Source organism: Aquimarina discodermiae (genome assembly GCF_040786235.1).
Classification (GTDB): Bacteria; Bacteroidota; Bacteroidia; order Flavobacteriales; family Flavobacteriaceae; genus Aquimarina.
Genome location: NZ_JBFMKP010000009.1, coordinates 1 through 23,607 on the forward strand (window position 1 = coordinate 1; position 23,607 = coordinate 23,607).

16 protein-coding genes are annotated in these 23,607 nt (G+C 31.6%); 10 read left to right on the forward strand and 6 right to left on the reverse strand.

Annotated elements, in window-relative coordinates; genetic code table 11:
* Nucleotides 1-270 precede the first annotated feature (270 nt).
* From ABW636_RS07010 to ABW636_RS07025, 4 genes are all read right to left on the reverse strand, one after another.
* Nucleotides 271-2,067 carry a hypothetical protein gene (locus ABW636_RS07010; protein ID WP_367589250.1) on the reverse strand — a complete coding sequence of 599 codons (1,797 nt, stop codon included), beginning with the start codon at nt 2,065-2,067 and terminating at the stop codon, nt 271-273.
* Between the two features lie 30 nt (nt 2,068-2,097).
* Nucleotides 2,098-3,345, reverse strand: coding sequence for a DUF4249 domain-containing protein (locus ABW636_RS07015; protein WP_367589251.1), 1,248 nt, complete (start codon nt 3,343-3,345; stop codon nt 2,098-2,100).
* Between the two features lie 2 nt (nt 3,346-3,347).
* On the reverse strand, nt 3,348-6,011 hold the full coding sequence (locus ABW636_RS07020) for a TonB-dependent receptor (RefSeq protein WP_367589252.1): 2,664 nt from the start codon (nt 6,009-6,011) through the stop codon (nt 3,348-3,350).
* Nucleotides 6,012-6,105: 94 nt separating this feature from the next.
* Nucleotides 6,106-6,846 (reverse strand): hypothetical protein, encoded by a 741-nt coding sequence (locus ABW636_RS07025; RefSeq protein ID WP_367589253.1) that lies wholly within the window; start codon nt 6,844-6,846, stop codon nt 6,106-6,108.
* A 544-nt stretch (nt 6,847-7,390) separates the two neighbouring features.
* Here ABW636_RS07025 and ABW636_RS07030 point away from each other — a divergent pair.
* On the forward strand, nt 7,391-8,158 hold the full coding sequence (locus ABW636_RS07030) for a sugar-binding protein (RefSeq protein ID WP_367589254.1): 768 nt from the start codon (nt 7,391-7,393) through the stop codon (nt 8,156-8,158).
* A gap of 4 nt (nt 8,159-8,162) precedes the next feature.
* Nucleotides 8,163-9,317: an MFS transporter gene (locus tag ABW636_RS07035; RefSeq protein WP_367589255.1), complete on the forward strand. Its 1,155-nt coding sequence runs from the start codon at nt 8,163-8,165 to the stop codon at nt 9,315-9,317.
* Between the two features lie 22 nt (nt 9,318-9,339).
* Here the strand turns inward: ABW636_RS07035 and ABW636_RS07040 are convergent, their stop codons facing one another.
* Nucleotides 9,340-9,900 carry an RNA polymerase sigma factor gene (locus ABW636_RS07040; protein ID WP_367589256.1) on the reverse strand — a complete coding sequence of 187 codons (561 nt, stop codon included), beginning with the start codon at nt 9,898-9,900 and terminating at the stop codon, nt 9,340-9,342.
* A gap of 106 nt (nt 9,901-10,006) precedes the next feature.
* Here ABW636_RS07040 and ABW636_RS07045 point away from each other — a divergent pair, with 106 nt between their 5' ends.
* From ABW636_RS07045 to ABW636_RS07080, 8 genes are all read left to right on the forward strand, one after another.
* Nucleotides 10,007-11,173 (forward strand): FecR family protein, encoded by a 1,167-nt coding sequence (locus ABW636_RS07045; RefSeq protein ID WP_367589257.1) that lies wholly within the window; start codon nt 10,007-10,009, stop codon nt 11,171-11,173.
* Nucleotides 11,174-11,296: 123 nt separating this feature from the next.
* A complete protein-coding gene (locus ABW636_RS07050; protein ID WP_367589258.1) occupies nt 11,297-14,968 on the forward strand; it encodes a SusC/RagA family TonB-linked outer membrane protein in 3,672 nt (1,223 codons plus the stop codon).
* 11 nt (nt 14,969-14,979) lie between these two features.
* On the forward strand, nt 14,980-16,461 hold the full coding sequence (locus ABW636_RS07055) for a RagB/SusD family nutrient uptake outer membrane protein (RefSeq protein ID WP_367589259.1): 1,482 nt from the start codon (nt 14,980-14,982) through the stop codon (nt 16,459-16,461).
* Between the two features lie 10 nt (nt 16,462-16,471).
* Entirely contained in the window at nt 16,472-17,377 is a 906-nt protein-coding gene (locus ABW636_RS07060; protein WP_367589260.1) for a substrate import-associated zinc metallohydrolase lipoprotein, read from the forward strand.
* Nucleotides 17,378-17,390: 13 nt separating this feature from the next.
* Nucleotides 17,391-18,779, forward strand: coding sequence for a DUF4302 domain-containing protein (locus tag ABW636_RS07065; RefSeq protein ID WP_367589261.1), 1,389 nt, complete (start codon nt 17,391-17,393; stop codon nt 18,777-18,779).
* 229 nt (nt 18,780-19,008) lie between these two features.
* Complete coding sequence (locus ABW636_RS07070) at nt 19,009-20,349, forward strand: M28 family peptidase (protein ID WP_367589262.1); 1,341 nt, start codon at nt 19,009-19,011, stop codon at nt 20,347-20,349.
* A gap of 140 nt (nt 20,350-20,489) precedes the next feature.
* Complete coding sequence (locus tag ABW636_RS07075) at nt 20,490-22,112, forward strand: M1 family metallopeptidase (protein ID WP_367589263.1); 1,623 nt, start codon at nt 20,490-20,492, stop codon at nt 22,110-22,112.
* A 116-nt stretch (nt 22,113-22,228) separates the two neighbouring features.
* The gene (locus ABW636_RS07080; protein ID WP_367589264.1) at nt 22,229-22,771 is read left to right on the forward strand and encodes a DUF2867 domain-containing protein; all 543 of its coding nucleotides are present in this window, start codon (nt 22,229-22,231) and stop codon (nt 22,769-22,771) included.
* 4 nt (nt 22,772-22,775) lie between these two features.
* Here ABW636_RS07080 and ABW636_RS07085 read toward each other — a convergent pair whose 3' ends face one another.
* Nucleotides 22,776-23,600, reverse strand: a complete 825-nt coding sequence (locus tag ABW636_RS07085; RefSeq protein ID WP_367589265.1) for a DUF1853 family protein — start codon at nt 23,598-23,600, stop codon at nt 22,776-22,778.
* Between the last annotated feature and the right edge of the window lie 7 nt (nt 23,601-23,607).

Consider the following 23,607-nt stretch of genomic DNA (forward strand, 5'->3'; position numbering starts at 1 on the left):
ACATCTGATTAAATCGACCAAACCTAGTCAATTCAAATCGACACACAATAAAAAGCTATTTAACTTATAGATTATCAGTAATTTCAAAGAACATTTAATTATTTATAGTGGACACTAGTGAACGAAAATTTAATTTCATAAATATTTACAGTTTTCCTGAGAAATTTGGCAGCTAGGAAGCTTATGGATCGTATTTTAAAGAAGCAAGCAAAGTGTTATTTGCAAGAAATGTCAGTATAAAGATCATTATTGACTAAAAAACCTCTTGTATTATTCTACTATAATATTCTTAACTAAAGAAACCGGAATACCTTTTTCGGTAAAACCTTCTATCGAAATTTCGTATTCACCTGGAACGTCAGAAGTAAAAAACTCCAAATCAAAATCATCTTCTTGCAAACTTAAATTAGGTTCCCAAAAAAGTTGGCACCTGTAGTCAGGAATACGGTCGTAATTATTATCTGAATTGGAATAGGTTTGCCTGTAGTAGTTTTTGCTTAATTTAAAATTAGATAAATTAACAGAAGAAACGTAGTCTTTTTGGGCTGTTTTCATATAATCCCTTTCCTTAGATTCTATAATAACCAAACCATCAAAAGTAGATGAACCTATATAATAACGATCTTTGGTATAACTTATTGATTTAAAAATATTAGCGTTCGAATAAATAATTTCATCATGATCCTGTACTATAGCGCCATCTACAATAAGTAATGGTGAAAATCTATTTTCTTTAACAATTCCGTAATATCTGTTCACTTCAAACATTAGTTTTCCATCTTTAGTCTTTTCTGTCCAAACCCCATCAACCACCTCTATTAATGTTTCCTTAATCGTCTCGAACCTGGTATAATCATCAAGAATGTATGTTTTAAGATTATTATCATAGAAAGGAACCTTGTTTACAGGTTCTTTAATAGTATCAGGTTTTACTTCGTAATAATTATTGCTAATCTGATTATAAATGCTTCTTTTTATGACGGTTTCCTTTAGCATTGGAGAAACCTTAAATTTATAAAATTCCATATCAGCATATACTAGTCTGGGGCTTTCTTCGAGCATTATCGTAAAATTCTCTTTATCATCTCCTAAAACCTGAATTAACAATGTATCATCCTTGTTCCTATTATTTACACTAAATATAAAATGTCCACTCTCATCTGTTTTAGATACTTTTATATCGCTCGTATCTTCTGAGGTTGATAGTACCACATCTTGATTTGAAACTGACATCAAACCATCCTTTGGAATTATTTTTCCGTAAATTAATTCTCCTCTTATTTCTGGCAAAAAAATCGAAGCCCCTACATAAGCCTTTTTACGAGGAAGATTTCTATTATTCTTTTCATAAAAAGCTTTGGCAGAAAGTAATGACGACTTAGTAAAACCATCCTTTTTTCTTACTGATATAGAATAATTCCCATTATTTTTTTTAGGTAACAAACTCTTTATTGTACAAGTTACCTTAGTCCTCGTTTTATAGATTTTGGTATCGGTAAAAATTTTGAACCTATTATCTGAAGTATTCGAGTTACTCTCTTTTATTCTTGGGTTTTTTGATATCTCAATTGCTGTAGAAGATACTACTGAATCCTTTACCGAATCTTCAAAAACAACTCCATCTTGATTGCCTTGGTATGGATTTAAAACACTAATGTCTTCCTGAAAAAAATGCTCTTTCACATTCAACATCCACTGCGTATATCCTACTAATTTATAATTTCCTGATGATACTGATACCGGCACAAAAAAGTCGCCATAGCCTATTCCATTTTTTAAAGAAATTTTGTGCTCGAAAATGTATTCTCCATTTTCTCCAACCAAAGCGACATAAGCAATTTTACTAATACTACTTAACTTCTTACTCTTTTGATTGATGCAATAAAAAGTATAATACAAATACTCTCCTGCAAACAGTAAAGAAGTATTAGCGTGAATAAAGGTCCTTTCTTGAGGAACATTAGCATATCCCAAAACATCTTGTTGCGTTTTTAATACAGATTGTCGTTGTGCATTTAAGCTTAAAGCCAAAAACAACAAAGTATATATAATTACCCTAATTTTCACTGAAATTATTTTTTATTGTTTAATTTATATTCAATCTTCCCAAAAATCAGGTGGTGCATTTTTTCCATATTCTGTGCAATCTCCACAACTTTTAGGAACAAAATTAAATTCTGGTATATCCAATAACCAACTATGATATAAAAGATTCTTTCCTACAACAACTATCTTAACTCTTCTTAAAAAATCTATTAAATTTTCACGTCTGCCTTGTTTAAGGCTAATAACTTTACACGGCTCTACGTATATAGGATCTCCTACTTCCACAACATCTTCTCTATTGAAAAAAATTCGGTTTTTGGTAATAGAGGACGCCTCAAAAATACCTACAACTGGTTCATTTTCATTACTTTCTGAAACTATATTACCTTTAATAAACCCTGGCTGTACCTGAGAAAACAAACTTTCGGATTCTGAAAAAGTTTTAAGCTGTTCATAGAAGTTATATGTTTCTCTGGTCTGAACAAATTGCCTAACCAAAATACTATACCTATCTTCTAACCTTATATCATCTGTCTTTATAAAGTTTAACAAAAAAGAAGCTCCCATTCCCTCTTCAAGATTATTAGTGCTATTAATAAGAATCGAATTTGAGGAATTTGTAACATAACATGTCTTTAACTCTTCTGATCTTTGCACTAAGTCAAATCCATAATTAATAAAAGGGTCAAGAACAATTTCTCCATTAATCTCAATATCATATTGACGCCAAAAAGGAGCGTTATATCTGTAGGTTTCTTCAAACTCATATCGATAATACTTTGAATTACCATTAACATCAAAAGTGTTTACTATAATTCCAATACCCATTTCATTATTATCATTTAAAATTCTCCTTGTACTCACTTCTTGAATAGGCGTCTCATCTGGTAAGGTTTCCTTTTCAGAAATGTACGATTTACCATTTGATGTTTTGATGGATAATTGGTATTCTCTACCGGTAACAATAGCAAACTCTTGTACCGATTGATAGACTCCGGCAGATGTTTCCTCGAAAAGGTATTCGACAGTTCCATTTTCTATAACTTTTACCGTAGCATTTTCTTCTTTTATCGGTCCATCATCTTCAAACTTAAATGTTCTTGATAAAAATACCTGATGATGCTTAACTTCATTGGTTACCGTACTATTTACCACCAAAAAATTTTCAAAATCCTCTAGTTCTGCTTCAAACGGTTCTACACACCTTGAGAATAGGATGCAGATCACAGATACAACCAGCACTTTGGTTATTAAATGAAAATTTCTGTAGGCAACGATTTTATTACAATTTACAATCATTATTAAAACTTAAAATTATACGTAATTGATGGTACTGGTACAGAAAACACAGAACTTTGTAGTCCTTTTACTTCTCCGTCCTCGGTCACAAAAAACACTGACAAAGGGTTATTTCTTCCTAAAACATTATAAATAGAAATGGTCCAAAAGCTATGTCCTACTTTTTTACGTTTATGGTTACCTTCTATATTAAACCCAACATCCAATCGATAGTAATCTGGTATTCTAAATTTATTTCGTTCGCTATAAACGGTAAAATCTGCTCCATTAAATGTAAAATTACCTACAGGAAATGTGACAGGCCTCCCTGTTTGATAAACTATGTTACTAGACAGACTAAATCGTTTTGTAAATTTATAATTTAATACAGCACTGATATCATGAGGCTTATCAAAGTTTGATGGAAAAAATTCTCCTCCGTTTACTCGATCTTCAGAGAACTGACTATCTAATTGAATCAATGATCGTGAATAAGTATACCCCAACCATCCATAAAGTTTTCCTTTCTGTTTTTTAAGTAGCAACTCTATTCCATAAGATTTACCTTTACCTTGTAAAACTTCGTTCTCGATATTTTCATTTAACAGGGTTTTTGCTCCTGTTTTAAAATCTAAAATATTTTTTGAGCGTTTATAAAAACTTTCTAAACTCACTTCATAAATCGCTTCATTAAAATTCTTATAAAGTCCTAGAGAGTATTGTTGAGAACTTTGTGGTTTTATATTAAGGTCTGATAATTTCCATGTATCTATTGGAGATACAGTTGTATTATTAGATAAAGTATGGATAAACTGGTATGTTTTATTATAGGCTGCTTTGATAGAAAAATCTTCTCCCAAAAGATATCTTCCTGCAACTCTTAACTCGGGCCCTCCATAGGTTTTAATAACTTCATTTTTATTAAAAGATACAGTGTTTACTACTGTATTTTCGCTTTTAGGAACTCCTTCTCTAAAAACACTTTGTTTACTTTCGCCCAATGCGTTAAACACAGAATAACGTAAACCAGCCTCCATAGTAAATTTTTTAGTGATATCAACCTTTGTTATTAAGAAAGCGGCAGATTCTAAAGCTTGTTCCTGATCAATAGAAAAAGGAGAAACAATTGATTGAGTACCTATCGGTTTAATACTTCCTGGCTTTACAACATAATACTTGCTTGCAACTCCATAATCGAATTTTAGTTGGTCACTATACAAATATTTAAAATGAAACTTTAATTCTGTTTCATCTATACTATATCCTTGTTCAAAGCTATTATTTGTTTCTCCTTCATATTCAATATTGAATTTATATTGACTATTTGACAAAGCAAGTTTTCCTGTATTTTTTTCGTTAAACCTGTAATTCCACCGTAAAGACAATGCTCTATTTTTATAAATGTACAAAGAATCAGATGTGATACTAAAATCATCTCTACTCATATATGCGGTTGCTTCTATTTTAGAGTTTTCTGTAATTTGATGATTATATTTTGCTACAATATCATAAAATGAAGCTCCGCTATCTTTAAGTGACTCTTCATCCAAATTGTTTAAAACCCAATTTGCATATGCTCCTCTACCTCCTACCAAAACGCCTGCCTTTTCTTTTAGCACGGGAGTTTCAACAAGAACATTTCCTGTAACTGGACCAATAGAAACTTCTCCTTTAAACTTATCTGTATCTGCATCTTTGGTAGTTAAATCAAAAACCGAAGAAAGTCTTCCTCCATATTCTGCAGGTATTCCATTTTTATAAATGTTTACATCTCCCAGAACAAAAGGGTTAAGCGCAGAAAATATCCCAAAAAAATGCTGTGGATTGTAAATAACTGCATCATCTAACAAAATTAGGTTTTGATCTGATTTACCACCTCTAACATTATATCCAGAAGAACCTTCTCCTGCAGTAGTAATACCAGGTAATGTAGTTGCTACCTTTAATACATCACGCTCTCCAAGAGCTAACGGGATATTTTTTGATTCTTCAACATCTATTTTGGTTCTTGTCGTGGTCTCTTCAACGTTCTTGTTAACTTCTGTTTGCAACATAACTTCACCAAGTTGCTCCACCTTTTCGAATAAAGAAACATCATATTTCCCATCATTATACAAAAGTATTCTTTTAGTTTCGTGTTTCATCCCGATCGCATTATAGCCAATAGTATTTTCTCCTCTGGATAATTCTAATTCATAAAAACCATTTTTATCAGACCGAATGCCCACATCATAACCATTCACAACTACAATTACTCCTGATATCGCTTTTCCAGAGACTGCATTGATTATTTTTCCTAACAATCTATATTTTTGATTAGATCTACTCTTTGTTGCTTTTCCAATTCTGATACTCTCGATAGTAATTTTTCTAGAAATCTTTTTTCCATTGGTGAAAATTGGATCAATCTCCTTATTCTCCTCCTTTATATCCATACTATCTTTATGTTTTCCAAAAAGACTCTCTGGAAGAACATCATAGACAATAGCATTTCGGGTTAAAATAACCCTCTTATTATCAACAAAATAAAAATTAAAAACAGTCTCTTTAAAAATCTCTTTTAAAACCTGTGATATTGGTGTATCCTTATAATTCCCCGATAAATCATTATAATCATCTAACCAATAATCAACATAATAAAAACGATATTGTGTCTGAGATTCTATTTGATGAAGTACTGATTTCAAATTAGAGTTTTCAAATGAAACTGATACTAATGGCGTTTTTTGTTGTGAGTATACACCTAATGTAAACCATAGAACAATTAAAAAAAGGTAATCCTTATAATTCATTTTCTAAAACTGAAGGTTGAATAATTATGTAGAAAAGTTTTTTCATAAAAGCATCTGGTTCTTCGTTTCGCAATACCTGATATTCTCGATAAAATGATTTAATTTCTTTCCTTAGATGAGGGTAAACTCTACCAATATCTACTTTAGACTTTATATCCAGAAAACCTTCTTTAGTATTTAGTATATGCCAGCTTTTTTTCCTAAACTTAACTAATAATTTATTTTTGCCAGCAACATTATCGATTCGCCCTATACGCGTAGCTGTATGCTTTTTTAATAATTGAAAAGATTCTTTTTCTAATAATAATTCATAAAAACCATTTATTCTTCTATCATCAATTTGTCGATCTATCTTGATAAAATTATTGCCTTCAATTGTAAATTTTTCAATTTTAGAACTAACTAATTGCAAAACAGAAAGAGAAGTGCCTTTTACTTCGATCAGTAATTTATCCGTCTCTAAATTGTATTTCATATGAAAATCATAGTATACCTGGCCATCGTAATAAATAGTTCCTAATAGAGATTTATCAGATTTAAAAAAAGCATGCTCTCCTTTATAAACTCTACCTGTCTCTCTATCTATATATTGAGTCCCACAATGTAATGCTAAATGATCATGGCCAATTACTTGATCAAACCATTTATAATAGCCTTTCTCTTCCTGCCCGAAAAAAACAAATGGAAGTAGAAAAAAAACAACTAGTATGCTTTTAAAAAATCCCTTCATAATTAAAATAAATTAAGTATTGAATTCATTTTGCTTTACATCGATTGTTACTATATCATTAAACTTTATCGTTAATAATACTAAAGATACAAAGTCATAAAACTTTGTTCACAACCCTTCATTATATTTATGAAATATTAAAATTACATCCTTTTAATACTTCAATTACAACATCTTCAATTATGAGAGGGGGGGGATTTACGCAAAAACCGTATTTCACAAGGTTTTAGCCACATAAATATAACTTTTATTTAACAGTATACAATAAATTATAGAAATTTATATCTCTAAAAATTAGAGTAACTGATAAAATCTAAATAATATATCTTATAAAATAGTACCACAAACATATAAAAGATACTATAGGTATCTTCTCCAAGTGTTTTATAAAAACTTCAGTCTTTCAAATATTCAATTATGTCAATGAATACGAATACAATAGGAAAATTATTTAAATCAATAAAAAACAGTTATTATTTAAATTTACTAGTTACTTTTAAGTTTTGTTTACTACTTTTATTGTAACTACATGACTCGGTTGTACATGAAAAAAATACTTTTCCTTTGTTTATTATTCTCTACTTTAGGCTCTATACATAGTATTTGGGGACGTCTCTTTTTAATAAACACTAAACCGATCAAAACAGATCATCATATTATTGAAATAAAAAGAGCTGTTATTGTACCTAAAATAGATGGAAAAATGAACGACCCAATATGGAAAAAGGTGATTTGGCATGGGTTTGATCAAAAATGGCAGGGCTCTCGGTACACGTTTAATGATTTTTTTGGAAGATATAAGCTTGCCTGGACTCCAGAGGCTTTATATGTACTGGTAGAGATTAAAGATGATATTTTTTATGACGCCAACAAAGATCCATTAAAGTTCTGGTGGAATGATGATAGTATTGAAATATTTATAGATGCTGATAATTCTGGAGGTAATCATCTAGATTCTAACTCGGCCTTTACATATAACATTGATTTTTATGGAAACGTTGTTTCTAAAGATCTCAACAAAAAACCAATATTTTTTAATAACCACATTACAACAAGACGTACAACTCAAAAAGATGTTACAGTATGGGAGTTTGAAATTTTACTTTATGATGACACCTATAGAGAAGGGAATGTAAACGATCCAATAACTCTAACCGCAGGTCAAAAAGCAGGGTTTGCAATTGCTTATAATGATAACGATAATAGTCTACAAAGAGAAAACTTGATAGGCTCGGTTTTTATACCTGGTCAAGAAAAAAACACAAAACTCCAAAACGCTGATAATTTTGGCACTATTATTTTAAAAGAATAATTTATTGAAAACAAAATTCTACATACTTCCGGTTATTATTATTTCTCAATTCTTTTGCACTTCGTTATGGTTTGCTGGCAATGCAGTAATTGATGAATTAGCTATTCATTTTAATGCCGGTTTTAACATTCTTGGATACTTAATTTCCTTTGTTCAATTTGGTTTTATTGTAGGTACACTAACCTTTGCATTAATTACACTGGCAGATCGTTTTTCTCCTTCAAAAATTTTTCTAATTAGTGCAATACTTGGAGGTCTATGTAACCTATCTATTTTGATACCAAATATTACAGTCTTCAACTTACTTACGGCTAGATTTGCTACTGGTTTTTTTCTGGCAGGAATTTATCCTATAGGTATGAAAATAGCTTCTGATTATTATAAGGGAAACCTCGGAAAAGCGCTAGGTTATCTCGTAGGAGCTTTAGTACTAGGGACTGCAATTCCTCATTTAATCAATCAATTTTCATGGAGTAATGACTATAATGCTGTTATTATTAGCACCTCTATCTTATCCTTTATAGGTGGATTAGCCATGTGGAAATTTGTTCCTGATGGGCCTTATCGAAAATTGGTTTCTAAATTTCAACTAGGAATAGCCATTCAACTTTTTTCTATTCCCAATTTTAGAAAAGCCGCCTTAGGATATTTTGGCCATATGTGGGAACTATATGCTTTTTGGGGGTTCATTCCTGTCATCCTAAAAACATACATACGCTCGCAATCTATACATATTGAGGTTTCTTTTTGGTCGTTTTTGATAATTGCTATTGGTGTTTTTTCTTGTATTCTAGGTGGTTTTATATCTTTAAAATCTGGAAGTAAAAAAGTAGCTTCTTTTTCCTTACTGATCTCAGGGATATTTTGTCTTATTTCTCCACTTTTATTTTTACTTCCGCCAAAATTGTTTTTAGCGGCACTCTGTGTATGGGGGATGGTCGTTATTTCTGATTCTCCTCAATTTTCAACAATGATTGCATTAGCTGCTCCACCAGACCTTAAAGGAACTGCATTAACTATCGCAAATTGCTTAGGCTTTGCTGTAACGATTGTTAGTATACAACTACTCTCCTATCTAGCAGAAGAAATAGACAATAGTTTATTATATATCTTTTTAGGTATTGGTCCTTTCCTAGGTCTATATGCTATACGTAAATAATAAAGAAAATAACAACAAACAATTAAGCTTTATCTTCAAAAATTGCCTCTCTAATTCGTGACATTGCCTTTGAGATATGGATTTCTACCGTTTTCACAGAAATATCCAAATACTCGGCTACTTCTTTATATTTAAGTCCTCGTAATTTGTTCAAAATAAAAGCTTCTTTACATTTTTTAGGTAGCTTTTCGATTTCTGACTTTACCCTAATCAAACGACTATTAATGATATCTGTGTCCTCCTCAACAATAAAATCTAAGGCGTTTTTTCTAGTCAACTCTATATAATTAAGCTCTTTTTTATTTTTTTTATAACTATCGATTAATTCATTATAGCACGACTTATAAAGATAGTTTCTAATAGAAGAATTGATTTTCAGGTTTTCTTTGTTTTTCCAAATTTTAAGCATTACATTTTGAACAATGTCCTCTGACTGTTGTTTATTATTTGACATGCTATAGATATAAGAGCAAAGTTCGTTATAATGCATTTCATACAAACGCCTATAAACAAATTCATTTCCTCTTTTTAGCTCTTCTATTTGAGTATCTCTATTAATATCTATCGTATTTATTTCCTGCAAAAATAATTAACAAAAGCATTACATTATATTAAAAAAAAAAAAAATCAAAAAAATAGGGGTTTTATATTTTTAAAAAGTCATTAATATATACATTTTTACAAGCTTCATGAAAAAACACGAAGATTTAGAAATAAATCGAATACATAAGTACCTAAATAATGAGATGTCTGATCAGGAAGTATCAGAATTTGAAACATTACTTAAAGATAAAAATTATTTAGAAAAATTTAAAGAATATATAATTACCAATCATTATATCCAAATGGGTAATAATGATTTTGATAATGAACAAGCTTTTTCCAAATTTCAAGTTCAGATCAAAAAAAATACTCGGTCTACCAGAGTTAGAAAAAACAAAACCTCTAGTTTTTTAAAGTATGCTGCAATTTTTGTTGGATTATTGGTAGCGGGAACATCAACATATGTTTACCTAAATAGTAAAGATCCCAATCAAAACAACAATCAAATTACTCTACAACTAGATGATGAAAGCCCAGAAATTCTTAAAGAAAGTGAGGTTTTTAAAGAAATAAAAAGCAAAGAAGGTATCATCTTAGGCATACAAGAAAATAACAAGTTGGTCTATGATGTGAATGATTCTTCTAAGACACCTCCAAAAATTAATACTTTGACAGTTCCTTACGGAAAGAAGTTTAAACTAGTATTAGCAGATGGAACAATTGTTAATGTTAATTCTGGAACCACCCTCAAATTTCCTTCACATTTTGTACCTGGCCAGCTTCGTGAAGTAGAATTATCTGGGGAAGCATATTTTGAAGTTATGCGTAATGAAAAAGATGCTTTTATTGTATCAACCAATGGTATCAAGACCGAAGTTTTCGGAACAAAATTCAATGTTTCTTCTTATGCAAATGATAGCTTCTCTGAAGTTGTTTTGGTAGAGGGTAGTGTCGGAGTTTTTAAAGAAAAATCAAGATTTGACCCCGCCACAGATCAAAAACTTAAACCACAACAAAAAGCTAGTCATTCAAAATCTAAAAAAGAAGTACAGGTTTCGAATGTAGATTCCAAAAACTATATTGCCTGGGTTGATGGTGTATTACTTTTCAAAAACGAAAAGTTTGAAAGTATTATGAAAAAATTGGAACGTTTTTATGACAAAAAAATAACTATTAATTATCATAAGATTAAAGACGAAAAATTTACAGGTCAGTTTGATATAGAAAACATTGAAGATGTCCTAAACACTTTTAAAAGCAATACTTTTTTTAACGTAAATATAAAAGGAAACGAAATAATTATAAACCCCTAAAACCTACAAAACCTATGCTCTAAGAACCATCCCCAAACAAAAAATCGAGAAACGCTGCAACATTTCTCGATTTAAAATACATATAATTTAACAACAGTTCAATCATTAAATCATATTCAAAATATGAAAAAAATTAAAACGGACCTTATAGATGGTGCGATAAAAACAAATTTTAATTTAAAAATGAGGCTAACAACACTACTTATTGTTTTATCTCTGTTTAGAATTAATGCAAGTACATACTCTCAAAACACAAAAATTTCGTTAGATATTAAAAACTACACTATCGAAAAAGTTTTTGGGATTATACAGCAAAAAACAGAATTTAAAGTGTTTTTTAAGGACTCTGAAGTCAATACTAAACGAAAAATATCACTCAAGGTTTCTAACAAAAAAATCGAATATATCTTAGATAGAATCTTTAAAGGTACTTCTATCACTTACAAAATTGTTGACAAACAAATTGTTTTAGTTAAGAAACGTAATGTTTCTAAAACAAAGCCTCAAAAACCTAAATCGGTTGTAACCACTCCTACTCTTCAACAAGGTCATGAAATTAGTGGACAAATTGTTGATAAAAACGGACTCCCCATTCCCGGAACAACAGTTTCTATTGCAGGAACTACTACAGGAGTGGTTACAGATTTTGATGGAAACTTTAAAATACGTGTTTCTGTAGGAGATGTTATAAAAATTGAAAGTTTGGGATTTCAAACACAAACTATTACTATTTCTAACAAAAATAAGATTACCTACAATGTAGAAATGATCGAATCTGTAGAGGCACTAGACGAGGTTATTATAACCGATGGTTATAAAACAGTGGATCGTCGCTTATTTGCTGGTGTTGCTACAAAACTTAACCTAGATGATATTAAAATTGATGGAGTATCTGATGCTTCTCGATTATTAGAGGGAAGAGATGCAGGAGTAGTTGTAGATAACCTATCGGGTACTTTTGGAGCTTCTCCAAGGATAAGAATTCGAGGAAATACTTCACTTAATGGTAATAATAACCCAATTTGGGTAGTTGATGGTGTAATTCTAGAAGATAATGTCGAACTAAGTCAAGGAGATTTAGCTTCTGGAGATATAAACTCGCTTATCGGATCTTCTATCGCGGGATTAAACCCAGATGATATTAAAAGTTTTTCGATTCTTAAAGATGCTTCGGCAACCGCTCTTTATGGTGCTCGTGCCAAAAATGGAGTTATTGTAATTACTACCAAAAAAGGAAAAAAGGGTGGTTTAAGTGTTAACTATAGTAATAATTTTTCTTTTCGATTAAGACCAAGGTATACTAATTTTAATGTTTTAAACTCCCAACAAGAATTAACCATTTATGCAGAGTTAGTAAACAAAGGTTTAATTGATTTAACCACAGCTCAAGTCGCAGAATCTTATGGTGTTTTAGGACAGTATTATGATTTGAGAAGAACGAATGATGTAGAAATCGGAGCTAATGGACAATTGGCTGATAGTTTTTTTAACCGTTATCAAGCAGCCAATACCGATTGGTTTAAAACACTATTTACTGATTTATCATTACAACAAAGTCATTCACTAAGTGTTTCTGGAGGTAATGATGATGCTACTTATTATTTTTCTGCAAGTTATTTAAATGATGAAGGGCAAACCATTGGTGATAACGCACAACGTTATACTACCAAATTAAACACCAAGTTTAATCTTAGTGATCAATTTTCTATTAGTACTGGTTTGACAGGAAGTTTTAGAGATCAGGTTACACCTGGTACAAATGACAGAAGTTTGAACTTAATTACCGGAGAGTTTGAACGTGAATTTGAAATTAACCCATTTAATTTTTCATTAACCAATAGTAGAAGTGTTACTACTTATGATGAAAATGGGAATTTAGAATTTTTTAGAAAAAACTATGCTCCTTTTAATATCATTCATGAACTAAAGAATAATTTTATAAATATAGATGTTACAGACATCACTTTTCAAACAGATATAGATTATAAAATAACTGAGAACTTCAAAGCGACCTCTACCTTCAATTATCGTAAGGCCATTACACAACGTGAGCACATAATAAGCGACAATTCTAATCAGGCAGAGGCTTTTAGAGCAGATGAAGGGATTTTGGCCAATATAAATCCATTTTTATATCAGGACCCAGAAAACCCATTGAGGCCTAGATATTCTATTCTGCCAGAAGGAGGTTTTAACATTTATAACGAAGACATTTTAGATTATTTGTATTGGAGAAATTCTGTCTCCTGGAACCCAAGCGTTGGAGATAACCATGATTTTACTTTCCTTTTAGGTCAGGAAATTAAATCAACCAACAGACAACAAAGAGAATATAATGGGATAGGAATTAGCTATGAAAACGGATTCTTAATAAACACAAACCCAGATGCTATTGATCAATTAAGTGACCAAAATGATCAATATTTTAACATCAGTAATTTTAAAGATCGTTTTGTTGGGGTTTTCTTGAACGCTGGGTATACATTTGATCGTAAATATACTATTAATGGTACTTTGAGGTATGATGGATCTAATTTACAAGGATCCAGTCCGCGATCCAGATACCTTACCAACTATAACATAAGTGGTGCTTGGAATATTGATAAAGAAAACTTCTTTAATGTAGATTGGGTAAACATATTAAAATTAAAAGCAACGTATGGTTTATCCGGAGGTCGAGGACCATTAACCAGTGCAACATTAGATTTAAGAGGAGGTGTTACTATACGCCCAGATGATGTAGAAAATATCATCTTTATAAATTCTTTAGAAAATCAGGATTTAACTTTCGAAAAATTAAAAGAATTTAGTGTTGGCTTAGAATACTCATTATTTACCAATCGAGTTTCAGGAGAATTAGGATATTACAAACGTAATTCTTTCGATCTTATAGGAACTGTAAAAAACAGTGGTGTTGGCGGTGAAGCTTTTAAAACAGGTAACTATGCAGACTTAGATGTTGAAGGTTACGAATTTTCATTGTCTACAGTGAACATAAAAACCAGAAACTTTGAATGGTCTACTAATCTAAACGTAGGATATAACACAGAAGAAGTTCAGGAACTTCAATTTAACCCTCGTTTATTAGACTTACTAACTCCTTCTGGAGCTCCTAATTCTGGTAGAGAAATTTCTGCTCTGTATTCTGTTCGATTTGCAGGGTTAAATGAATTTGGAATTCCAACCTTTTTTGATGCAGATAATAATATTGTAACCAACATTAACCTTCAGAGTAGAGAAGATATTGATAAGATTTTAAAGTACGAAGGCCCAACGCAACCAAGAGGTGCAGGTGGTTTTAGTAATACTTTTAAAATTAACAATTTCACACTATCAGCAAACGTTTCTTTTAAGTTTGACTACAAAATACGACTTAACAGTAACTTCTCTAATCGCTATACCGATTTTAACTCGCTACCAGGAGAGTTAATTAATCGTTGGAGACTTCCGGGAGATGAAAATGTTACCAATATTCCTGCCATCTTAGAAAGAGATGCTGCTATCAATGAATTAGGAGGTGACAATGCGTATCAACTATACAACAGAAGTAATTTACGTGTGGTAGACGGAACCTATGCACGAATGAGATCTATTGCACTTGGTTATACAATACCTTCTTCTTATACCAAGAGACTAGGTTTGACTTCTGCAAGACTTCGTTTACAAGGTGAAAATTTATTCCTTTTATATTCTGACAAAGGTTTAAATGGACAAGATCCTGAGTTTTTTAATTCTGGAGGTGCTGCCTTACCTGTTGCAAAAACAGTTTCTTTTTCACTTAATGTTGGATTTTAAAAAGATAAATTATGAAGAGCTACAAAATAAATAAATACATACTTCTTCTTCTGGTTACTTTTGCTTTTAGCTGTGACGAATATTTAGAAGAATCACCAGATGACAGATTAGAGCTTAATTCTATAGAAAAAGCAGCCAAAATAGTTGCTAATTCATATTCTTCTGGTTCATACGCATTTACAGATGGATTTACAGACCTAGTTGGTCCAACGGGAAACCCTGATGCAAATGGTATTTCACAAAACGCTGGAGGTAATACAATTCGTCAAATAGATTTACAAATTTACGGATGGGAAGATATTACGGAGGTAGGTACCGATTCTCCCACGTTTTTCTGGGATCGATCTTATGCCGGTATTGCACATGCAAATCAGGTACTAAAAGTTCTTGATCAGTTAGAAGGTGATCAAAAATTAAAGAACGCCGTTAGAGGTGAAGCTTTATTATCAAGAGCATATAGCCATTTTATGCTTGTAAACATGTTTGGCTTACATTATGATGATAACGCATCTTCTAATTTAGGAGTACCCTATGTTACAGAACCCGAAACAGAATTTTTACCTGACTATACAAGAAATACAGTAGCAGAAGTATATGATTTGGTTGAAAAAGATTTATTAGAAGGGTTATCATTAATAAATGATGAAATTTTCTCTGGAACCAAAAAATATCATTTTACAAAAAAAGCTGCACAAGCATTTGCATCAAGGTATTATTTATGGAAAAGAGATTACGCTAACTGCATAAAATACAGTGATTTATTCCTAGGAGGAAATGCTAGTCAATATGTAAAAAGCTATGATGAATTTAACATTGCAGGATATACAGCAAGAGCAGACATCTATGGAGACCCTAATGACGAAAGTAATTTACTGTTGATGAGAAAGGCTAGTACATTCCAAAGGGTAACGCTAGGGTTTCAATCAAATGTTCCTCAGATCGAAGAATTATTAAAAAACCCTTTCGATATCAGTGATGAAAGGAGAAATCTGGGTAATTTCTGGACTTTTGGAACAGATGCTGCAAAACTTGTAAGGCCAAGAGAATATGTAGAAAGAGAAAATCCAACATCTACTGTTGTATTTCCTTATCATATAGCCATAGAATTAAAAGGAGAAGAGGTATTACTTAATAGAGCTGAAGCCCAGCTGGAACTAAATAATAACACCGCTGCACTTGCAGATATTAATATTTTAGCCAAAGAGCGTTATTATGATCGAGAATTTGATAATATGACCTCGTTGATGAATTTTTATAATACCACCGACGAAAAAAGTACGCTATTTGAATTGCTAATGCATGAACGCAAAAAGGAATTTAAAGGTCATGGTTTACGATGGTTTGATATTAAAAGACATAATTTATCTGTTACTCATACTTTCCCGGTTAGTCTAGGAGGTAGTACAATTACCTTGTCAGAAAATGATCTCAGAAAAGCGATTCAACTTCCTAATGATGCGATCGCATTTGGACTAACCCCTAACCCAAGATAAACTACTTATTATGAAAACAAAGATTTTTTTAAACTCCGCATTATTGTTTCTCTTCGTAGGTTTAATTATCATTTCTGTAACTGGATGTGATCGAGAAGAAACCATTGAAGTAAAACCAATATTTGAAACTGAAGAAGAATCTACAAACGAATTGGACGAATATCTAAAAAGTAGTTTTAGAGATCCATATGGTACCAATATCATCTATAAATTTGTTGATAATTTTGTAGATTCTAGATTTAAGGTGACTCCGCCAAAATTAGAGGTTGTAAAACCTACTTTAGAATTGGTTAAAAAACTTTGGATTGCCCCTTATAATGTGGCTTCTGATAAGGGAGAAGATTTTTTACAGACTTATTTTCCTGCAGAAATTGTTTTGTTAGGAGCACCAATTGTTAATGCAGATGGTTCTCAAACATTAGGTATTGCAGAAGGAGGAGTACGAGTAACCTTAACCAATATCAATAACTATGATCCAAATGATGAAGAATGGATTATTAAAACACTAAGATTTGCTCATCACGAATTTGCTCACATGATTGATCAGAACTTCAATTTTGATGTTGAAGCCTTTTTCAACATCTCTAAAGAAGGATATACATCCCCTAACTCATGGATAGAATTAACACAGGATGAAGCCATTGCCAGAGGAATGGTTACCAATTATGGGACTTCTGCAGTGACAGAAGATTTTGCTGAGTTGGTTTCTATGATCATCGTGACAGATCCAGATGAATTTAATACCAAATTTTTAGCTCAGGAAGATTGTACAGGGCAAGGTCAAAATTGTCTTGATAAAAATGAAGGTAGAAAAATTATTCAACAAAAATATGATGCAGTTGTAAAGTACCTTGATGAAGATGTAGGAATAGATCTCTTAAAAGTAAGAGATGAGTTTTTAAAGAATAAGAATTAAAACACTATTTGTAATGTTAAAACAACTAAAAATATACATACTTGTAATCGCAATGAGCTTTGTAGCTTGTAATGATGATAATGAAGTTATTCCGTTATTTGAAGAAGAATCTAATACTCGCGTAACTACCGAGCTAGAAAAGTATCGAAATATATTAAAAAGTGCACAGAATGGTTGGACAGCAGCGTACCAACCCGATGAAAATAAAGCTGTTTTTGGTATTCACTTTACTTTTAATGAAGATAATACGGTAGCTATTTCTTCTGATTATAATAATGGAGAAGATGATTTGCCAAGCACATATCGCGTTAATATAGGCCAGTTACCAGAACTTATATTCGAAAACTATTCTTTACTTCATAAATTGTTTGAAGTTGAGAACTTTACTTTGGGAGCTGAATATGAATTTATTATTGACGAAATATCCGAAGAAAAGATTGTTCTTAAAAGTGAATCTGATAGCGGTGATCAATCTTTAGTTACCTTGATCCCTGCAACTTCTTCAGATAAAGATCAAATTCTGGCTAATAGAGTGCAGGAAGAACGTTTAAAAGATGATTTTGATAATAATGAATACAGAAGAACATTTACTGTTACCGATAATACTAACACCGAAGTGTTCAAATCAATTTTTTCTTTTAATCCCGTTTTAAGACAAATCAATATTCTAGGGAAACATGCAACCACATGTGATGTTTTATATGAAACCTTCTCTTTAAAAATTACAGATAACGGCTTCGATTTTATTGAACCTGTGATTATTAATAATAAAGAGTTCACATCTTTTACTTTTGATGAGAATTCAAATTCTTTTACATCTACCGTAGATAACTTAACAGCAACTCTGCGCAGCAGTGAAGTTTCTGGAATGATAAATGAATTTGCTCTATTGATAGAAATTGGTAAACGCTCTGTTTATGGTTATGATATTGATAAATATGGAAATTCGCCATTATTAGATAATAGCTTCTGGGATATTGTCGCAACAATAAATACAAACCTTCAACCAGATTCTGATAAAATGCTTTATTGGTTGTGGACTCTTGAGCCTGAAAACAACAAAGCTTATTTGACTTTTGTGGGTGGTAGAATCGATGGAAGTTTCGGGCCGTTTTTTGCGGATTACGAATACGATATGACTGTCACCTGTGATAACATCATAAAGTTTACCTATGTCGGATTGCATGATACAGGTAGTGGTACAAGTCTTGCAAATTATTGGAAAACCAGAATACAACCATTACTTGACTTTTGGTCAGTCCCTAATGGATTTATCTATGAAGAAACGGGTAATTTTGAAAATGATAATAACAGTGACGAATGGAGATTAGCAGGTAGATTTATTAGTGTTGCAAATCCTAATGATGATTTCTATGGCGTATGGTGGACGTTCACAGATTAAAAATATTTCTAAATAAATACTCCCCAATGTTTATTTAGAAACAATGACCTATTGTTCCTTTTTTCAATAGCCTCCAAACTCAACTCTAAGACCCAGAATATAATTGTTCTGGGTCTTTTATTTAAAAGATGTTATAGTTAGATTTATCACAATGCGAATCATATAAGTTTGTTAATTCTTAATGCTACAAAATTGGTTTTATTTATATTGAATATGTAAACATAACTCAATGAAAATCTATACTACCTTCTTATTTATGTTCTTTTCAACATTTTTAATTTCGCAGACCGATACAAAAATCTATGATATTATTAATGCCGTTTCCAAAGAACGTATTAAAAATGATATTACCACGCTAGCAAATTTTGGTACGCGCCATACGTTAAGTGATACTACATCTAACACCAGGGGTATTGGAGCTGCAAGACGATGGATCAAATCTCAATTCGAAAATATTTCGAAAAACTGTAACAACTGTCTCGAGGTGTTCTATCAAAAGGATTTGGTAAAAAAAGGTGCTAATAAGCGAATTACCAGTGATGTTTGGGTTGTAAATGTGGTGGCCATCCAAAAAGGAACAAAATATCCAAACCGTTTTATAATCATGAGTGGAGATATTGATTCTCGTGTAAGTGATCCAAATGATTTCTCCTCTGATTCTCCAGGTGCAAATGATAATGCAAGTGGTATGGCCGGTACTCTCGAAGCGGCCAGAGTATTATCTAACTATTCTTTTGAAAACAGTATTATTTATACTGGTCTGTCTGGAGAAGAGCAGGGACTTTTTGGAGGAAAGGGTTTGGCAGCCTATGTCAAAGAAAAAAAATGGGATATCATCGGGATCATCAATAATGATATGATTGGCAATATCAAAGGTGTAGATGGTGTAATTGACAACAGAACATTTAGAATATTTTCTGAACCTACATCTCCTACCGAAACTGAAAAACAAAGAAAATCAAGACGCTTTTATGGGGGAGAAATAGATGGTATCTCCAGACAACTTGCTCGCTATATACATAAAACTGTAAAAACATATATGCCAGAAATGAACCCTATGATGATCTATCGACTGGATCGATTTGGACGCGGTGGTCATCATAGACCTTTTAATGATGCAGGTTATGCAGGTGTTCGTATTATGGAAGCACATGAAAACTATACACAGCAACATCAAGATATTAGAGAAGAAAACAACATAAAATATGGAGATATTGTAGAGCATGTTAATTTTGAGTATGCCACAAAGTTAACAGCTGTCAATGCCATTAACCTGGCAAGTATAGCATGGGCACCCCCTGCTCCTACCAAAGTTCAAATTGGTGGAATCGTAGAACCTTCTGTAAAATTAAAATGGACCAAAACAAACGATCCTAATATACTAGGATATAATATCTATTGGAGAGATACTACTTCCCCTACTTGGGATCATCATCGTTTTGTTGGAAATGTCAACAATTTTATCCTTAATGGTATTGTCATAGATAATTTCTTTTTTGGTGTTACAGCAATAAGTAAAAATGGTTTCGAAAGTCCCGTAGTTTTTCCTTCTGAAATCTTACGAGAATAAAACAAAAAATACTTACTTAAAGGCATCTATTTAAAGAACAAAAAGACATCTTACATCTACCCGCATAGTATTACAATGAAACGGTCGTATATTTGTATTGTTTATCAGTTCTAATAAAATTGTGCCTTTCCAATACAATAATGAAGAAATTACTTATTTTATTTTTATATCTCTTGACAATTCAAAATAACAATGCGCAAGAGCAAAGGTTTACCAGACAAGACACTTTAAGAGGTTCAATAACCAAAGAACGTGCATGGTGGGATGTTACCTATTACCATCTTGATATTGCTGTTAATCCAGAAAAAAAATCTATTTCAGGAAAGAACACCATTTTTTATAAAGTAATAAAGGAACACAATACAATGCAAATTGATTTGCAACCGCCTTTAAAAATAGAAAAAGTAGTTCAGAACTCTTTGCAACTTAAAGTAACTTCTGAAGGCAATGCACATTTTGTTTCTTTAGTTACACCACAAAAAGAAAATCAGCTTAACTCTATAGAGGTTTATTATAGTGGTAAACCAAGAGAAGCTGTTAATGCACCCTGGGATGGTGGAATTTCATGGAAAAAAGATGAAAATGGGCAACATTTTATTGCTTCTTCTTGTCAAGGAATAGGAGCAAGCATATGGTGGCCCAATAAAGATCATATGTATGATGAAGTGGATAGTCTTCAAATTAGTGTAAATGTGCCTAAAGATCTAATGAACGTTTCTAATGGACAATTACGAAATATAGAAGAACATGATAACGCAACCAAAACATATCATTGGTTTGTAAACAACCCTATTAATAACTATGGCGTTAACATCAATATAGGGGATTATATCGAGTTTAGAGAAAATTACAAGGGTGAAAAAGGAAACTTACCCATGAATTATTATGTTTTGAAAGACAATTTACAAAAGGCCAAAAAACAATTTAAAGATGCTCCAAAAATGATGAAAGCATTTGAACATTGGTTTGGGCCGTACCCATTTTATAAAGACGGCTATAAATTGGTCGAAGTACCTTATTTGGGTATGGAGCATCAAAGTTCTGTAACATATGGTAATAAGTTCTTGAATGGGTACCTCGGTAAAGATCTCTCTGGTTCTGGATGGGGTTTAAAATTTGATTTTATTATCATTCACGAATCGGGTCATGAATGGTTCGCAAATAACATCACCAATAAAGACATAGCTGATATGTGGATTCACGAAGGGTTTACAGCTTATTCAGAAAGTTTATTTCTGGACTATTATTATGGTAAAAAAGCTGCTTCAGAATATGTAATTGGAACTAGACAAAGAATTGCTAATGACAGACCGGTTATAGGTATATATGGAGTTAATAAAGAAGGGTCCAGTGACATGTACTTTAAAGGCTCAAATATGTTACATACATTGCGTCAACTTGTGGATAATGACAAAAAATGGAGGTCGATATTAAGAGGACTTAATACTACTTTTTATCATCAAACAGTAACCACCCAACAAATAGAAAATTACATTTCTAAAGCTACAGATATGGATCTTACTTATTTTTTTGATCAATATCTTAGAAGTATAAAAGTTCCTACTCTGGAGTATACTTATAAAAACAATAATTTAAAATATAGATATACTAATATCGTGAAAGGTTTTGCTATACCTTTAAGAATTCTTATTGACAACAAACCTCATTGGATACACCCAACATCTAACTGGCAAGAACAAAAAGTAGACGGTAACGTTCTAAAAGTGGATCCTAATTTCTATGTTGACTCTAAATCATTATAATAAAACAGGTCGTAACAAAGTTTTTTTGATATTTATCAAATAATGATAGTTTAGTGTGTTTTACATTTGTATAGAGTACGGCCGAAGTATGACATTAAAAATAATAATCTAAACAAATGAGAATAAAAGAAGTTAATTTTCCAAAAAACTCTATGCTATCAAACTCTAAATATGATTACTCTGATAGTTTTTCCGGAGCTCTAATCAATACAACAGCTCCTGAAATAAAAGATATTGGAAATGCTTTTTTTCTATCATCGCCACAGTGGGTTGATCATCTATTTAAGGTAAGAAATAAAATTGTGGGACTATTTGGTTTAAAAACAGGAACCACAGGCGTTGTTCAAAAAAAAGACTTTTTAGTCAACACTTTTGATTTTGAAAAAGGAAAACGTATCGGGATTTTTAAAATTTATAATCATAATGATCATGAGTTAATCCTTGGAGAAAATGACAAACATCTAGATTTTAAAGTATCTCTTTTAGCAGGTGCAGAATCACAATCTAAAAAGAAGTTGACGATCTCTACTATTGTGAAATATCATAATTTTTGGGGAAAACTATATTTTTTTCCGGTAAAACCTTTTCATAAAATAATTGTAAAAAGCATGCTCAAAAAAACCATTCAACAAATAGAAAACAGCTCGACACTAGCCTAAAAAGCTACCACCACACAATAAAAAAGCGTTGATATTTAGTTTTTGATATTTTCATCCATACCAACGGAGATCTTTTTTTAAAAAGTAATATTTCTATTTGTTGTCTTGCATTTTTATAAGTTAACCAATCATTACAGTTTTTTGGATTCACAATCCAATCTTTCTTTATCGGTATAAAAAACTGGAAAGCTCCATATACTTCTTTGACAAAAGATTCACTCTTTAACCAAAAACCAACAATACAGTTATTATTAAGATATGGTACTTTTTGATTATGCATTGATAAAGGGACAAATAGACATCCCATAAACGCTATTTTTTGTTGTATACTATCCCTTCGTATTCCTAAGTTATCAAGAATTTCTCGTGTTTCATCTTTATATAACAAAGGAAACTGTTTATTTTTAAGTTTTTCTATTTTATTAATAAGTGTATCATTCATATTTGGCCCTACCCACCTATTCAACTCATTTTTCACCAAACAGTTATATAAATAAAACTTATATACAAATTCTACATGTAATACGCTATTCTCTTTTTGATCAAATTGAATAAAATCGAGCTCACCAATGGTAACTCTATTGTCAAATACCTGTTTGTTTTTTACTAGAGTGCGGTATCTTTCTGACTTTTTTATATAGAAGTCAAAAAAACTTTCTATACGTTTACCCAGTACTTCATTTTCATGTAGCCCAAATTTTTCTTCATCTAATTGTGGAGGTATCGTAGATATACCTTCAAAATCAAATAATGGTATCTCAAATAAGGATTCTTCTTCCCATAATGGAAAACTACTTAAAAATCCCAAATATTCATTTCTGATTGACATTTCGGGA

Excerpts from the sequence above, each read along its gene's own strand:
- ABW636_RS07080 (WP_367589264.1), top strand. The coding sequence starts at position 22,229 with ATGAGAATAAAAGAAGTTAATTTTCCAAAAAACTCTATGCTATCAAAC.
- ABW636_RS07055 (WP_367589259.1), top strand. The coding sequence starts at position 14,980 with ATGAAGAGCTACAAAATAAATAAATACATACTTCTTCTTCTGGTTACT.
- ABW636_RS07075 (WP_367589263.1), top strand. The coding sequence starts at position 20,490 with ATGAAGAAATTACTTATTTTATTTTTATATCTCTTGACAATTCAAAAT.
- ABW636_RS07085 (WP_367589265.1), bottom strand. The coding sequence starts at position 23,600 with ATGTCAATCAGAAATGAATATTTGGGATTTTTAAGTAGTTTTCCATTA.
- ABW636_RS07070 (WP_367589262.1), top strand. The coding sequence starts at position 19,009 with ATGAAAATCTATACTACCTTCTTATTTATGTTCTTTTCAACATTTTTA.
- ABW636_RS07015 (WP_367589251.1), bottom strand. The coding sequence starts at position 3,345 with ATGATTGTAAATTGTAATAAAATCGTTGCCTACAGAAATTTTCATTTA.
- ABW636_RS07025 (WP_367589253.1), bottom strand. The coding sequence starts at position 6,846 with ATGAAGGGATTTTTTAAAAGCATACTAGTTGTTTTTTTTCTACTTCCA.
- ABW636_RS07060 (WP_367589260.1), top strand. The coding sequence starts at position 16,472 with ATGAAAACAAAGATTTTTTTAAACTCCGCATTATTGTTTCTCTTCGTA.
- ABW636_RS07065 (WP_367589261.1), top strand. The coding sequence starts at position 17,391 with ATGTTAAAACAACTAAAAATATACATACTTGTAATCGCAATGAGCTTT.
- ABW636_RS07050 (WP_367589258.1), top strand. The coding sequence starts at position 11,297 with ATGAAAAAAATTAAAACGGACCTTATAGATGGTGCGATAAAAACAAAT.
- ABW636_RS07030 (WP_367589254.1), top strand. The coding sequence starts at position 7,391 with ATGAAAAAAATACTTTTCCTTTGTTTATTATTCTCTACTTTAGGCTCT.
- ABW636_RS07045 (WP_367589257.1), top strand. The coding sequence starts at position 10,007 with ATGAAAAAACACGAAGATTTAGAAATAAATCGAATACATAAGTACCTA.